The 14,221-nt window shown below is 72.9% G+C and carries 12 protein-coding genes; 6 read left to right on the top strand and 6 right to left on the bottom strand.

The genetic code is table 11. From position 1 onward, the window contains the following. Positions 1–57: 57 nt before the first annotated feature. The 3 genes from QFZ82_RS14910 to QFZ82_RS14900 form a co-directional block, all read right to left on the bottom strand. Complete coding sequence (locus QFZ82_RS14910; RefSeq protein ID WP_307713641.1) at positions 58–1,524, bottom strand: MFS transporter; 1,467 nt, start codon at positions 1,522–1,524, stop codon at positions 58–60. Positions 1,525–1,666: 142 nt separating this feature from the next. Further along, entirely contained in the window at positions 1,667–2,449 is a 783-nt protein-coding gene (locus QFZ82_RS14905; RefSeq protein ID WP_307713640.1) for an SDR family NAD(P)-dependent oxidoreductase, read from the bottom strand. A gap of 60 nt (positions 2,450–2,509) precedes the next feature. Beyond that, entirely contained in the window at positions 2,510–3,160 is a 651-nt protein-coding gene (locus tag QFZ82_RS14900; RefSeq protein ID WP_307713639.1) for a PadR family transcriptional regulator, read from the bottom strand. A gap of 261 nt (positions 3,161–3,421) precedes the next feature. Here QFZ82_RS14900 and QFZ82_RS14895 point away from each other — a divergent pair, with 261 nt between their 5' ends. Next, a complete protein-coding gene (locus QFZ82_RS14895; RefSeq protein ID WP_307713638.1) occupies positions 3,422–5,023 on the top strand; it encodes an FAD-dependent oxidoreductase in 1,602 nt (533 codons plus the stop codon). 74 nt (positions 5,024–5,097) lie between these two features. On the opposite strand, the gene QFZ82_RS14890 is transcribed toward QFZ82_RS14895, so the two are convergent. The 3 genes from QFZ82_RS14890 to QFZ82_RS14880 form a co-directional block, all read right to left on the bottom strand. Beyond that, entirely contained in the window at positions 5,098–6,120 is a 1,023-nt protein-coding gene (locus tag QFZ82_RS14890) for an NAD-dependent epimerase/dehydratase family protein (RefSeq protein ID WP_307713637.1), read from the bottom strand. A 55-nt stretch (positions 6,121–6,175) separates the two neighbouring features. Then, positions 6,176–6,904, bottom strand: a complete 729-nt coding sequence (locus QFZ82_RS14885; protein ID WP_307713636.1) for a hemerythrin domain-containing protein — start codon at positions 6,902–6,904, stop codon at positions 6,176–6,178. 133 nt (positions 6,905–7,037) lie between these two features. Beyond that, on the bottom strand, positions 7,038–7,703 hold the full coding sequence (locus QFZ82_RS14880) for a TetR/AcrR family transcriptional regulator (protein WP_307713635.1): 666 nt from the start codon (positions 7,701–7,703) through the stop codon (positions 7,038–7,040). 115 nt (positions 7,704–7,818) lie between these two features. Here QFZ82_RS14880 and QFZ82_RS14875 point away from each other — a divergent pair, with 115 nt between their 5' ends. The 5 genes from QFZ82_RS14875 (at position 7,819) to QFZ82_RS14855 (ending at position 14,194) form a co-directional block, all read left to right on the top strand. Next, positions 7,819–9,252, top strand: a complete 1,434-nt coding sequence (locus tag QFZ82_RS14875) for an MDR family MFS transporter (protein WP_307713634.1) — start codon at positions 7,819–7,821, stop codon at positions 9,250–9,252. 67 nt (positions 9,253–9,319) lie between these two features. Further along, positions 9,320–10,204: a mycothiol conjugate amidase Mca gene (mca, locus tag QFZ82_RS14870; protein ID WP_373429281.1), complete on the top strand. Its 885-nt coding sequence runs from the start codon at positions 9,320–9,322 to the stop codon at positions 10,202–10,204. 198 nt (positions 10,205–10,402) lie between these two features. Beyond that, complete coding sequence (locus QFZ82_RS14865; protein WP_307713633.1) at positions 10,403–11,380, top strand: zinc-binding dehydrogenase; 978 nt, start codon at positions 10,403–10,405, stop codon at positions 11,378–11,380. A 135-nt stretch (positions 11,381–11,515) separates the two neighbouring features. After that, positions 11,516–12,934, top strand: a complete 1,419-nt coding sequence (locus tag QFZ82_RS14860) for a DHA2 family efflux MFS transporter permease subunit (protein WP_307713632.1) — start codon at positions 11,516–11,518, stop codon at positions 12,932–12,934. Positions 12,935–13,018: 84 nt separating this feature from the next. After that, positions 13,019–14,194: a nucleotide disphospho-sugar-binding domain-containing protein gene (locus QFZ82_RS14855; protein WP_307713631.1), complete on the top strand. Its 1,176-nt coding sequence runs from the start codon at positions 13,019–13,021 to the stop codon at positions 14,192–14,194. Positions 14,195–14,221 lie beyond the last annotated feature (27 nt).

Raw genomic sequence — 14,221 nt, 5'->3', positions numbered from 1 at the left:
CGCCGGGAGGGGAGACGTTCTTCGGGTCTCAGGGGCCGGGGCTGCCCGGGAACGGGTTCACTCCGCCGGTTCGGCGGCCACCGGGGCCGGGCGCTGCCCGGGCTCGTCCCCGGGCACCGCGGCCGGGGCGGCAGCGGCGGCGCGGCGCGGCATGAACAGCGCGAGCGCGCCCGCCACCAGCGACAGCACGGTGGCCACGAGGAGGGCCTTGGCGTAGCCGTGGGTGAGCGCGGCCGTCCCCGTCGCGGTCCCGGCGACCGCGCTGAGGACGGCGAGACCGAGGCCGCCGCCCATCTGGCGGGCGGTGTTCATCAGGGCGGAGGCCAGTCCCGCGTCCTCGGCCGCGACGCCGGAGGTGGCGGCCGCCGTCATCGGCAGCACGACCGTCCCGAGGCCCAGGCCCAGCAGGATGCCGGGGCCGAGGATGTCGACGCCGAACGAGCCGTCGGGCGCGAAGCGCGACTGCCACAGCAGCCCGCCCGCCGTCAGCAGCCAGCCCAGCGCCAGCGGCAGCCGCGGCCCCATCGCCTGCACCACGCGCCGCACCAGCAGCGAGGCCACGGCGATCGCGAGCGTCAACGGCAGCATGGCCAGGCCCGCTTGGAGCGGCTCGTAGCCGAGCACGCGCTGGAGGTAGAGCGTGACGAAGAACATCACCGAGGTGGTGACGGCACCGATGACCAGCGCGGCCGCATTGCCCAGCACCAGGGCCCGGCTGCGGAGTATCCGCAGCGGCATCAGCGGCTGCGCGCTGCGCGCCTCCACCGTGACGAACGCCGCCAGCAGCACCACGGCGACCGCCAGGACCCCGCCGGTCGGCAGGGAGCTGAGCGGGCGGGTCTCCAGCTCGGACAGGCCGTACGCGGCACCGGCGAGGGCCGCGGTGACCAGGACGGCACCGGGCACGTCCAGGGCCCGGCCGCGTGCCCGCCCGCCGGAGGCCGGCAGCGCACGCAGCGCGACCGCGACCAGCACCGCGCCGATGGGCACATTGACGAACAGCACCCAGCGCCAGCCCAGCGCGTCCGTCAGCACCCCGCCGAGCAGAATGCCGCAGCTGCCGGCCGCGGTCGCGGTGGCGCCCCAGGCCGCGATCGCCTTGGTGCGCGCCTGCACGTCCCGGTAGGTGGCATTGATCAGGGCCAGCGGGGCCGGGGCGAGGAACGCCGCGCCCAGGCCCTGCAGCGTACGGGCGGCGATCAGCAGCCCCCCGCCGGTGGCCAGGCCGCCCAGCAGGCTGGCGGCGGTGAACAGGACGAGTCCGGCGGTGAACATCCGGCGCCGCCCGAAGAGGTCGGCGGCCCGGCCGCCCAGCATCAGGAAGCCGGCGAAGGTCAGCAGGTAGGCGTTGACCACCCACTGCTGGCCCTCGGCGCCGAGCCCGAGGTCCTCGCGCATCGAGGGCAGTGCGACGTTCACGATGGTGGTGTCCAGCACCACCATGAACTGGGCGGCACAGGCCACCACCGCCACGGTCCACCCGGGCGTCGGCCCCGGGTGTTCGGCCGATGGCACAACATTCATTGGTGTTTCCTTCATTTCTCATGGGCGCCTCGCGGCGCGTTGCGACGGCTCGTGCCGTAAGGCCGCCCGCGGGGGTGCGGGCGGCCTTACGGCACGGAAGGCGGATCGGGGACCCGTCGGAAGGAGACGGGACCGAGAAAGGTCAGATGATGAGGTGGCCACCGCTGACCGGCAGAAACGCACCGGTCACATACGAGAGTTCGTCGCCCGCGAGGACGGCGACGGCGCGTGCCACGTCCTCCGGCTCGCCGATGCGGCGCAGCGGGGTCTGGTCGACGACGGAGGCGAGGGTGCGGCCCCACTCGTCCTTGGTGTTCCACTTCTTCATCAGGTTCTCGCTGCGGGTGGCGCCCGGGATGACGGTGTTGAGGCGGATGTTCTTCGGGCCGAGCTCGATCGCCAGGTGCTTCATCGCGGCCTCCATCGGGGCCTTGGCCACCGCATGGCCGATGGCGCCGGCCGCGGCCTGGCGCGAGAAGCTGTCGGAGATGAGGATGACGGTGCCCTGCTCGCGCTCGATCATGCCGGGCAGCACGGCATAGGCCGGGCCGAGGGTGGCACGCGCCTGGGTGGCCATCTTGTCGACCAGTGCCTCGACGGGGTGGTTGAGGGCCGGGCCACGCAGGACGTCGCGGTAGCCGCTGGAGTTGAGGACGAGGATGTCGATCGGGCCGAGCTGCTGCTCGACCCGATCGACCATGGCCTTGGTGCTCTCGCCGTCGGAGATGTCGGCCTGTGCGGTGACGGCGCGGCCGCCGTGCTCCTCGATGTCCGCGACGACCTTCTGCGCGGCGTCCTCGGAGCTGAGGTAGTTCACGGCGACCGCCGCGCCACGGCGGCCCAGCTCGGCGGCGATGGCAGCGCCGATGCCGCGGCTGGCGCCGGTGACCAGCGCGGTCCTGCCCTTGAGGGTGAGTTCAGTCATGCCGCCGACGCTAGGAAGACGCGCCTGAACGGGACTTGAGGAGCGCAGGAGCGGGTGCGGTCAGCGGGCGGCGGCGCCGTCCTGCGGCTCCCACTCCCAGCCGTTCTCCGTGACCCGGACCTCGGGCCAGGCCAGCGCCCCCGCGCCGATCTCGGCCAGCACCTCTTCGATCCAGCCGAGTTCGGCCCGGCACATGCGCAGCGCGTACTCGTTCTCGATCAGGAACAGCCGGGGGATGCCGCCGCCCGCGGCCAGCGCCTGCTCGATCCGCCCGGCCCGCTCGCGCAGCCGCCCCACGCGCTCCCGCAGCGCCGCGGTCGCGCGGTCGCGGTCGAGCGCGCCCAGGTAGCCGACCGCCGTCACAAAGGCGGGCGGCTGCCGGTCGGGGGTGTCAAGGAGCGCGACGACGTGCCGCGCGAACTCGGCCCTGCCGCGGTCGGTCAGCCCGTACGACAGCCCGTCGGAGTGTGCCGCGGCATCGGTCAGGCCCGCCTCGCGCAGCGCCCCCGCCACCGCCGCGAACTCCTCGTCCACCGGCGTGGGCAGGCTCTCCACGGGGCTGTCGGCGGCTCGCTCGGCCGCGGTCCGTGCCAGCTCGCGCGGTGTCATCGGCCGCTCCAGCAGCAGGCCCAGGACCAGCAGGGCGAGGGGCGAGGCCGGGGCGGGCCCGGCCTCCGTCGTCGCTCGGGGCGCCGTGCTCAACGTATCCACGTCCACCTTCTCCACTTCCGTGCCGTGTTTGTGCCGGTGCGACACGAGCCGGTGCCCGTGCCCCTGCCCGGTCCGTACCGGGCCCGGAGGGCGAGCCTGACCGTCCGCGCTGCAGTTCCGCCGGAGCGACGCCCGCGCCATGCCCGGAAAGGCCCCGGTTCAGGCTGCCTTCAAGTGCCGCACGATGCCCCGCCCGCATGCTGGCCGCCTCCGGGAGACGTGGTCCCGGGCCGGTAAGCCCCGTACGGCGGAGGGAAGTTGATGAGCGAAGAAAACACCGCGGTACTGATCGCGGGTGGCGGCATCGTCGGCCTGTCGGCGGCGGTGTTCCTGCGTCGCCAGGGAGTGCCCGTACTGCTGGTGGAGCGCCACCCCGGTACGTCCATGCTCGCCAAGGCGCGGGTCCTCAGCCCTCGCACGATGGAGCTGTACCGCGGACACGGCCTGGAGGAGGCGGTGCGCGCCGCACCGCCCTCGGTGTTCCTGGACGCCACCGACGTCGTACGGGCCACCACCCTCGCCGGGCCCGAGGAGCACCGCGGCAGCAGGCCGCCGGGCGAGTCGGTCGCCTGGGCCGGCCCGTGCCCGCCGGCCCTGGTCGAGCAGAGCACCGTCGAGCCGCTGGTGCGCGCCCGCGCCGAAGAACTGGGCGCCGACGTCAGGTTCCACACCGAGCTGGGCGAGGTCACCCAGGACGCCGACGGCGTCACCGCACAGGTCACCGACCGCGCGACCGGCCGCCGGTACACGGTACGGGCGCGCTATGTGATCGCCGCGGACGGCCACCGCTCCCCGCTGCGCGGCGCGCTGGGCATCCGCACCCGGGGCAAGCGGCTGGCGCACGTCGTCAACATGGCCTTCGAGGCCGACCTCACCGCCGCGCTGCGCGGCCGCCCCGTCGGTCTCGGCTACCTCGCCCGCCCGGTACCCGGCACGTTGCTGGCCCGGCTGGACGGCGCCGGCCGCTGGGTGCTGATGGTGCCGTACGACCCCGAACGCGGCGAGGGACCGCAGGACTTCACGCCCGAGCGCTGTGTGGCGGACGTACGGGCTGCGGTCGGTGACGAGCACCTCGAGGTGCGGGTGCTGCCCGCGGTGCCCGGCACCAGCCGCGCCGTACACACCTGGGAGCTGGCCTCCTGGGTCGCCGAGGAGTACCGCCGCGGCCGCATCCTGCTGGCCGGGGACGCGGTCCACGTGATGCCGCCGTCCGGCGGGCTCGGCGCCAACACCGGCATCCAGGACGTGCACAACCTCGCCTGGAAGCTGGCCGCGGTCCTCCAGGGGCGGGCCGGGGCCGAGCTCCTGGACACCTACGAGCCCGAGCGCCGCCCGGTCGCCGAGCTGACCTGCGCCCTGTCCACCCGTCTCCAGGAGGAGCGGGCGGGTGCCGGCGGCGGCGACGCGGCCGCCCAGGTCGGCCGGGTCGCACTGGGCCTGGGCTACCGGTATGTCTCGGACGCTGTGATGGAGGCGGACGGCGACGAGCGGCTCGGCGAGGCGGGGCGGCCGGGCACCCGGGCCCCGCACCTGGCAGTGGAGCGGGCCGGCCGCGCGTACTCCAGCATCGATGCGTACGGGCCGGGCTTCACCCTCGTCCTCGGCCCCGACGCGGCACCGGACCGGCCCGCGGCGGGGGACGGGCGGCTGGAGGTGCTGCGCATCGGCCGGAGGCTGTCCGACTCCTGCGGGCAGTGGGCCGCGGCGCACGGCGTGGGCAGCGGCGGCGCGGTGCTCGTGCGGCCGGACGGCTTCATCGCCTGGCGGGCACACGCCTGGGACACGGGGACCGCGCGGGAGCTGCCCGGGGTGCTGGACCGCGTCCTCGCCCTGCCGCGGCCGTCCGTGACCGGCGACCGCTGACATCACACCGACGCCGTGGGGCGCCGGGCAGTGATTTTGCCCGGCGCCCCACGGCGTTTCCCGTACGGCTGTGGTCAGCCGCGCCCGCGCGCGTCCCAGGCCGCCAGGATCTCCGCCTCCCGCTCGCGGGTCAGCGTCTGGTCCGGGTAGCGGTACTCGGCGAACGCCTCCTCCATGCCGCCCTGTTCCGTCATCCAGGTCCAGGTGTCGCGCACGGACTCGGCGAAGGGGCGGCAGCGCAGCCCGTCCTCCAGCGCCTTCTTCGAGGAGAAGTCCCATACGGCGGCGAGCTGTTCCATGGGGGGCGCCCAGAACGGCACGGTCACGAACGGCGGGATCTGCTGCGTGGCGAGGAACGCGTCCTCCACCCACACCGGCTCGGTGCCCTTGTCCGTCAACTTCACCACCTGCTCCATGAGTTCGCCCAGGGTGGCGTTGTCGGGCTCGCCGGTGGTCAGGTAGGTACCGGAGCCGCCGGCCGCGATCCGGTCCAGGCCGAAGGCCGCGATGTCCCGGACGTCGATCAGCTGCATCGTACGGCCGGGGGAGCCCGCGGCGAGCATCCGCCCGCCCTGCGCGGCCCGCCGCAGCCAGTACGGGATGCGCCGCATGCGGTCGCCGGGCCCGATGACCACGCCGGGACGCAGCACCAGCACCCTGCCGTCGAAGTCCCGCTCGACGGCGCGCTCGCAGCCCGCCTTCAGCGCGGGGTACTGGCCGTCGTCGGGCCCGGCGTCGGGGGAGCACTCGAAGCGCGGCGAGGACTCGTCGACGGGCGCCGCGGGCCAGGGCCGAAGGGCGTTGATGGAGGAGACGTACAGGTACGTACCGGCCTGCGGGCTCAGCGCCCGTGCGGAGGCGCCGACCGTGCGCGGCACATAGCCGCACACGTCGACGACCGCGTCCCAGGGCCCTGCGGCGGCCAGCCGCGCGAGGTCGGCCTCGTTCTCGCGGTCGCCCCTGATCGGCTCGACGCCCGGCAGGTCGTCGCCGGAGCGGCCGCGGTGGAAGGTGATGACCTCCCAGCCGCGGGCAAGGGCGTCGGCCACGAAGGCCCTGCCCAGGAAGACCGTTCCGCCGATCACCAGAAGTCTCATGCCAGATGCACCGTTTCCTGTCGGAAGGCTGTGAGGGAGCCTTGGGGGAGGGGGTTCAGGCCGCGGGCAGCGACGCGGCAAGCGCCCGGTAGGCGGGCTCGAACTCGGCCTCGTAGCGGGCGCGCAGCGCGGGCGGCATGCCGCCGAGCATGAACTCCCTGGCCTCGGGGGCCGCTTTCTCCAGCAGCAGCGGCATCGTCGGTACGAAGTCCATCGGGTCGTGCCCGGAGGCGAGGGAGGCGAGCATCGCCCGGTACGCCTCGGCGGGCACCTTCTCGCGCAGGACCGGCACCATCGTGCGCTCCTCGAGTGCGAGGTGGTCGTGCATCAGCGCGTCGAACTCGGCAATACGGGCCAGCAGACCGGTGAGCACCACCTCGCGCTCGGTCTGCCCGGCGGCGAGCCCGCGCAGGCCGTCGTCGATGCCGGCGAGGTGGCCGTCCAGCGACTCGTGCTGTTCCTCCAGCGTGCGCGCGACTCCTGCCAGGCCCGGCTCGGTGTCCAGGACGACCGGCCAGACGTGGGAGTCCTCGCTGGTGTGGTGCCCTTCCAGGATGGCGGTGAACATGTGCCACCAGATGGTCAGGCGCTCGACGGCGGCGGTGTCCAGGGAACCGGCCGCCGCCGCGCCGGCCAGTCGCCGGCCCAGCTCCGGGATCACCCGGCGGATCAGGTCGTGCGTGACGGTGAATCCGGTGAGGTTGTTGCCCGGGCCGGGGGCGGTGGCTCCCGCCGGGGGAGCCGGCGTGGTGCCGGGCAGTGTCGTGGCGCTCGTCGCGGACAACGCCCACTCCTCTCGTGCCAGCCGCCGGTACGCCCGGCGGGCGCTTGTGGCGGCGAGCCTGCCGCGGAGTGGTGGAGCCCCGCTCGACCGGGGTGTACCCCGGCGCTGCGGGCAGCACCTGGTCGGGGGCGTGTTACCGCGCCCGTACGCAGTAGTCGCCGAGCGCGGGCTCCAGCATGCCGAAGGCAGCATCGGCCAGTTCGGTCATCTCCTCGCGCAGCTGTGGAACAGAAGTCGAGGCGCGGCACAGGGCCCGTACGCGGCGGTGCAGCGCACGCACGACGGCCGCGAGCTGAGCCGCGCTCAAGTGCGTGAGGAAATCCTCCGATCCGGACTGCGTCGCCTCGGCCAGGGCCTCGGCGAGCGCCGCTTCGCGCTGCTCGTCGATCTCGCGCTCGCGGGCGCGCAGCCGCGGGCTGTCGTACACGAGCCGGGCGAAGCCGGGGGTGCAGCGGCCGTTGACCGGGTGCTGCCGGTCGAGGGAGGAGACGAAGACGCGGTGCAGCGCGTGCAGCGCGGACTCTCCCACGGCGCGCTCACGCACCACTCGGGCGAGGCTGTCCACGACGCCTTCGTAGGCGTCGAAGACGAGGTCCTCCTTGAGGGGAAAGTAGTTGCTGACCGTCATCTTGGAGACGTCGGCGGCCGCGGCGATCTCCGTGATCGTCACGTTCTCGAAGCCGCGCTCGATGAACATCAACGTCGCGACATGGGCCAGCCGTTCGCGGGTCTCGCGCTTCTTGCGCCCGCGTCGGCCCTCTTCCGGGGCAGCCGCCGGGGTCGCTGTCACCTCGGGCATGCCCCCATCCTACCCGGCAATTTTGGCCAGACATAAAAATATGTTTGACAAAAAAATTGGTGCATCATAATTTTGCTTGGCCAGGAACCCCGCACCGCGATGCACAGGAGACTCCTTGGACCCCACGGCAGCCAACCGCGACACCGCGTCCCGTCCGCAGGCGGAGCGTTTGGACCCGGCCCTGATCAGGCTCGGCTCGGTGCTGATCCTGGGCGCCGTGCTCGCCCAGCTCGACGCGACGATCGTCAACGTCGGCCTCGGCCCGGTGGCCGAGGGACTGGACACGTCGATGACGACCGTCCAGTGGGTGAGCGCCGGCTACCTGCTTACCGTCGCCTTCGTCGCTCCGCTCTCCGGCTGGCTGCAGAAGAGGTACGGCGGCAAGCGCGTCTGGCTCGCGGCGGTCGCCCTGTTCATCGCCGCCTCCGCGCTCAGCGGCCTGGCCTGGTCCGGCAGCTCGCTGATCGCCTTCCGGCTCCTGCAGGGCGTCGGCGGCGGGCTCATGCAGCCCGTCGGCCAGTCCCTGGTCGCCCGGCACGCGGGCCCCAAGCGCATCGGCCGGCTGGTCGGCATCATCACCGTGCCGGTCTCCGTCGCACCGATCCTCGGCCCCGTCGTCGGGGGCGTCCTCGTCCAATGGGCGGGCTGGCGCTGGCTGTTCCTCGTCAACATCCCCGTCGCGCTGATCGCGCTGGCGCTCGCGGCCCGCATCGTCCCGGCCGACACCGCCGAACGCGACACGTCCGTACGGCCCGACGGCATCGGCCTGACGCTGCTGCCCACCGGGCTCGCCGCGCTGGTCTACGGCCTGTCCCAGTACGGGCCGAGCGACGGCCTCGGCCAGGCCGTGGCCCTGGCCGTCGGCGTCGCCTTCCTGTCCGGATACGTCCTGCACGCGCTGCGCACCACCCGTACACCGCTGCTCGACCTGAGGCTGTTCGCGGGCCGCGGCTTCGCGCTGGCCGGCATCAACACCTTCCTGCTGGGCGCCGCCCTGTACTCGTCGATGATGCTGCTGCCGCTGTACTTCATGCAGGTGAAGGGCGTTGGCGCCTTCCAGGCCGGGCTGATGCTCGCCCCTCAGGCGCTCGGCAGCGCACTGATCACGCCGCTCGCGGGCAGGCTCACCGACCGGTACGGGCCGCGCAACACCGTCCTCGCGGGCATTGCGCTCACCGTCCTCGGCACCCTCCCCTTCACCCTGGCCACCGGCGAACCCGGCGAACTCCTGCTGGTAGCAGCCCTGTTCGTCCGCGGCATCGGACTCGGGGCCGTGGTACCGCCCAACGTCGCCGCGACCTACACCTCCGTCGACCGCAACCAGGCACCCGCAGCCACCAGCGCCCGTACCGTCCTCAACCGCATCGGCGGCTCGGTGGGCACCGCCGCGCTCGCCGTCATCCTGCAGAGTGCCCTCGCCGACGCCGAGAGGCACGGCGCCGGTGCCGCGAGCGCCTACGCCCACACCTTCTGGTGGGCCCTGGCCTTCAGCGCCCTGACTCTCCTGCCGGCCGCCCTGTACCCCAGGCACGCCCCCGGCAAGGGGTGAACCGCCGCACTCCCTTTCCCGTCCCGCACACCTCAACCGAACGAACCAGCCGTACAGGAGATGCCACATGACCAAGTCCACCCCGCGACTGCGCTCCGGGCTGCGCCTCATGGCCGTGCACGCCCATCCGGACGACGAGTCGAGCAAGGGCGCGGCGACCCTGGCCCGCTACCGCGCCGAGGGCGCCGACGTCCTGGTCGCCACCATGACCGGCGGCGAGCGCGGAGACGTGCTCAACCCGGCCATGGACCGCCCCGAGGTGTGGGCCGACCTGCCACGGCTGCGCCGCCTGGAGATGGAGCGGGCCCGCGAAATCCTGGGCGTACGGCAGGAGTTCCTCGGCTTCACCGACTCCGGACTGCCCATGAACGGCGAGCCGCTGCCCGCGGACTGCTTCGCCGTCCAGCCCCTGGAGACCGCATCCCGGCCGCTGGTCGCCGCGATGCGCGCGTTCCGCCCGCACGTGGTCGTCACGTACGACGAGAACGGCGGCTACCCGCACCCCGACCACATCAAGACCCACCAGGTCTCGATGGAGGCGTTCGACGCGGCCGGCGACCCCGGCCGCTACCCCGGCACCGGCGAGCCCTGGCAGCCGCTGAAGCTCTACTACACGCTCGCCTTCAGCAAGGCGTACTTCAGGGCCGTCTACGAGGCCATGACGGCCGCCGGGCTCGACTCGCCGCACGGCGAGGTGCTCCAGGAACTCGAAGGCGTCGAGGAGAAGTGGGAGATCACCACACAGGTGCAGTGCGCCGAGTGGTTCCCGACCCGGCTGCGGGCGCTGCTCGCCCACGAGACCCAGGTCAACCCCAACGGGCCCGAGCGGTCCTGCCCGCTGGAGATCGAACAGCAGGCGTGGCCCACCGAGGACTACCACCTCGCGCGCAACCTCGTGGACACCGAACTGCCCGAGGACGACCTGTTCGCGGGTATCACCCCCGAGGCGTGAATCCGGCCGCGTGGCCCGGAGGGTCCACCGGCGTTCGGCGCGGACTCCAGCGGGGCGCGTCAGGCTGGCCGCACCGACACCGCATCGAGCGGCGCGGCCCCCTCACCGGCCGCGGGCCCCGTACCGCGGCCGGGCAGGGGAGCCCACCCGTGCGGGAGCCGGCCGCCGCGGTCCCTGGAGCCAGAGAAAGAGAGACCCATGCGCATCGTCCGTTACCACCAGCACGGCACGCCGGAGGTACTGCAGGTCGACGACGTCGCCCGGCCCGAGCCGGGACTCGGTCAGGTACGGATCCGGGCCGAGGCAGTCGGCGTCAACTTCGCCGGGATCCAGGAGCGCGCCGGAGAGTTCTATTACGGCGAACGCCTCCAGCTGCCCGCCTGCCCCGGCGGTGACGCCGTCGGCTTCATCGACGCCCTCGGCCCCGGCGTCGAGGGCTGGCAGGTGGGCGACCGGGTGGCCAGCGTCATCTTCAAGGACGCCTTCGCCGAGTACTCCCTGGCCCGCGTCAAGGACCTGGTGCGCATCCCCGCGCAGATGGACGCCGCCGAGGCCACCATGCTCAGCTCGCCCGCCCAGGTCGGCCTCGAAGTCATCCAGGCCGCGTACCTGAAGAAGGGCGAGAGCGTCCTGGTGCACGCCGCGGCGGGCGCGATCGGCCACCTCGTGGTCCAGATGGTCAAGGCGCTCGGTGCCGGCACCGTCATCGCCACCGCCAAGGACCCGGCCAAGCTGGCGTTCGCCAAGGAGATGGGCGCGGACCACACCGTCGACTACAGCCACGAGGGCTGGGAGGAGGAGGTCCGCGCGGTCACCGGCGGCGTCGGCGTTGACGTCGTCCTCGACAGCGTCGGTGCCGACATCACCCCCAAGAGCATCGGCCTGCTCAAGCCGTTCGGCCGGCTGGTCTTCTACGGCTCGGCCGGCGGCGGCCTGGAACTGCCCAGGATCCCGCTGGAGGACCTGGCGGGGAAGTACGTCACCCACTTCTCCATGGGCGTCATGGACGGCCAGGTCGACAACTTCGACAAGATCGTCGGCGAGGTGTGCGACATGGTGCTGAGCGGCAAGGTGCGGCCCGTGGTCCACACCGAACTCCCGCTGGAGGAAGCCGCCAAGGCCCACCGGCTGATGGAGGACCGCGTCCAGCTGGGCCGGGTCGTCCTCGTCCCCTGACCCGCCCGCACGCCAGGCGGCCCGGTCCGGTCGCGTGCCGCCTGAACCGCTGCGGCCCGTTCTCCCCCGGCGGGCCGCAGCTCCCTTTTCCCCACCTGCCAGTTGCCTTTCCCACCTACCCGAGGGAATACAGCCATGTCCACGACCGTGCGTGCCACGGCGGCGCAACCGAGCGATCGTCTCGAACCCGCGGTTATCAGAATCGGCGTCGTCCTGGTGCTCGGCACGATCCTCGCCGTGCTCGACTCCACCGTCGTCAACGTCGGCATCGAGGCCATCCGCAGCGACTTCGGCAGCTCGCTGGCCACGGTGCAGTGGATCAGCACCGGCTACCTGCTGGCGTTCGCGCTGGTCGCCCCGATCAGCGGCTGGGCCACCAACCGCTTCGGCGCCAAGCAGGTCTGGATGGCCTCGGTGGCCTGCTTCGTCCTCGCCTCCGCGCTGTGCGGCCTGGCCTGGTCGGCCACCTCACTGATCGTCTTCCGCGTGCTCCAGGGCCTCGGCGGCGGGCTCATCCAGCCCATCGGCCAGTCGATGATCGCCCAGGCCGCCGGACCCCAGCGGATCGGCCGGGTGATGAGCCTGCTGATCATCCCGCTGACCTTCGCACCCGCGCTCGGCCCGGGGATCGGCGGCGTGCTCATCGGCCTGCTCAGCTGGCAGTGGATCTTCTACGTCAATGTGCCGCTCGGCGCCCTCACCCTGCTGCTGGCAGCCTGGGTGCTGCCCAGGAGCACCCCCGAGGGCGGCCAGAAGCTCGATGTGCTCGGGCTGCTGCTGATCTCGCCCGGACTCGCCGCGCTGGTCTACGGATTCGCCGAGACCGGCAACGGCCACGGCTTCGCCGACACCGTCGTGCACGCCCCCGTCGCCATCGGCGCGCTGCTGCTCATCGCCTACGCGGTGCACGCGCTGCGCCCCGGCGCCGCGCCCGTACTGGACCTGCGGCTGTTCGCCCGGCGCGCCTTCTCCAACGCAGTCCTCACCTCGTTCCTGGTCGGTGCCGCCCTGTTCAGCTCGATGTTCATGCTGCCGCTGTACTACCAGCAGGCCCGCGGCCAGGACGCGCTGCACGCAGGACTGCTGCTGATCCCGCAGGACCTCGGCATCGCGGTCGCCATGTTCTTCGCGGGCAGGCTCACGGGCCGCCTCGGTCTGCGTACGGTCATCCTGGTGGGCGTCGCGCTGTCCATGGCGGGCACCCTCGCGTACACCCAGGCCGGCGAGGCGCCCAGTGAACTCCTGCTCGCCATCGGCCTGTTCGTACGCGGTCTGGGTCTGGGCGCGGCGATGTCCCCGATGATCACCGCAGTCTTCCAGAGCGTCGAGCCGCACCAGATGCCGCAGGCCGCCGGCATCAACAACGTCGTGCACCGCATCGGCGGCTCGCTGGGCACCGCCACCCTGGTCATCGTCCTGCAGCACCAGATCGCCCGGCAGCACTCCGGTGGCAGCGTCGCCGACTCCTTCGGTACGGCCTTCTGGTGGGCCCTGGCCATCAGCGTGCTGACCCTGATCCCGGCGCTTGCACTGCCCGGACGGGCCCGCGACTGACCCGGGTCCGCAGCGGAGGCGCTGCCGCCCCTCCGGAACCGCACGTACCCCACGTTCCCTCGATCTCAGGCAGGTGAAGACAGCATGCGTGTCCTCTTCGTCGCCCACGGGGCCAGCCATGTCCCCTGGGCCGTACCCCTGGCCTGGGCCACTCGACTGGCCGGCCACGACGTTCGGGTCGCGGCCCGGCCGCAGTCCGTCGACCACGTCAAGGCCGCCGGCCTGATCGCCGTCCCCATCGGCGACCGCGCGGCCGGCGACGCCTTCGCCTCGTGGCGCATACCCGACAGCGCCGAGCGCCCCGAAAGAGTGCCCGCGGACTGGCCGATGGGCCCGCTGCCCTGGCCGGAGGAGCGCCGGCTGAGCTGGGCGGCCCAGCTCATCGGGCTCGCCGACTCGCTCGCCGACGACCTGGTCGCCTTCGCCTGTGCCTGGCGTCCCGACCTGGTCGTGTACGACATCGGCGCGGTCGTGGGCCTGGTCGCCGCCGCGGCGGTCGGTGTACCGGCCGTCGGCTACAACTGGTGCCAGCCGGTCGGCATCTACTTCCTCGACGAAAAGGAAGTGCCGCCCGCCTACGTCCGGATGTTCGAGCGCTTCGGCGTCGAGCCCCGCATCGGGACCGACACCTGGATCGACACCTGCCCGCCCGCGCTGCGCCGCCCCTCACGCGTCCCGCGCGTCCGCATGCGCCACATCCCCTACAACGGCCCCGGCGAGATCCCCGGTCGGCTGCTCGACCGGCCCGCCCGGCCGCGGGTGTGCCTGTCCGGCGGCATCACCACCAGCAACTTCGCCGGCCGCCGCCGGCAACTCCTCGACGAGGTGGCCGACCTGGACGCCGAGGTCGTCCTGGCCGTGGCCGGCGCCGAGGACGCCCTAGGCCCGCTGCCCGCCAACGTACGCACCACCGGCTGGCTGCCGCTTGGCGCCCTGATGCCCACGTGCGACCTGCTCGTGCACCACGGCGGCGCCGGAACTGGCATGACGGGTTTCGCCCACGGCGTCCCGCAGGTCCTGCTGCCCGACAACAACGGGTCCACCCAGTGGCTGTGGGGCGAACTGGTCGAGCAGGCCGAGGCCGGGATCGTCGTGGAGCCCGACCGCCAGTCCACGCCCGGCGCGCTGCGCACCGCGATCGAGGACGCGCTGGGTGAGCCCCGGTACACCGAGCGCGCCCAGCAGGTCCGCCAGGAGATCGAGGCCATGCCGCTGCCCGGCGAACTGGTCGGGTACCTCGAAGCCCGCGCCACCTCCTGAATTGACTGCCACCCCTCTGCGAGGAGC

Source organism: Streptomyces sp. V4I23 (genome assembly GCF_030817975.1).
Taxonomy (GTDB): Bacteria; Actinomycetota; Actinomycetes; order Streptomycetales; family Streptomycetaceae; genus Streptomyces.
The sequence above is the reverse complement of the archived record's forward strand: the minus strand, read 5'-3'. Positions and strand labels throughout refer to the sequence as shown.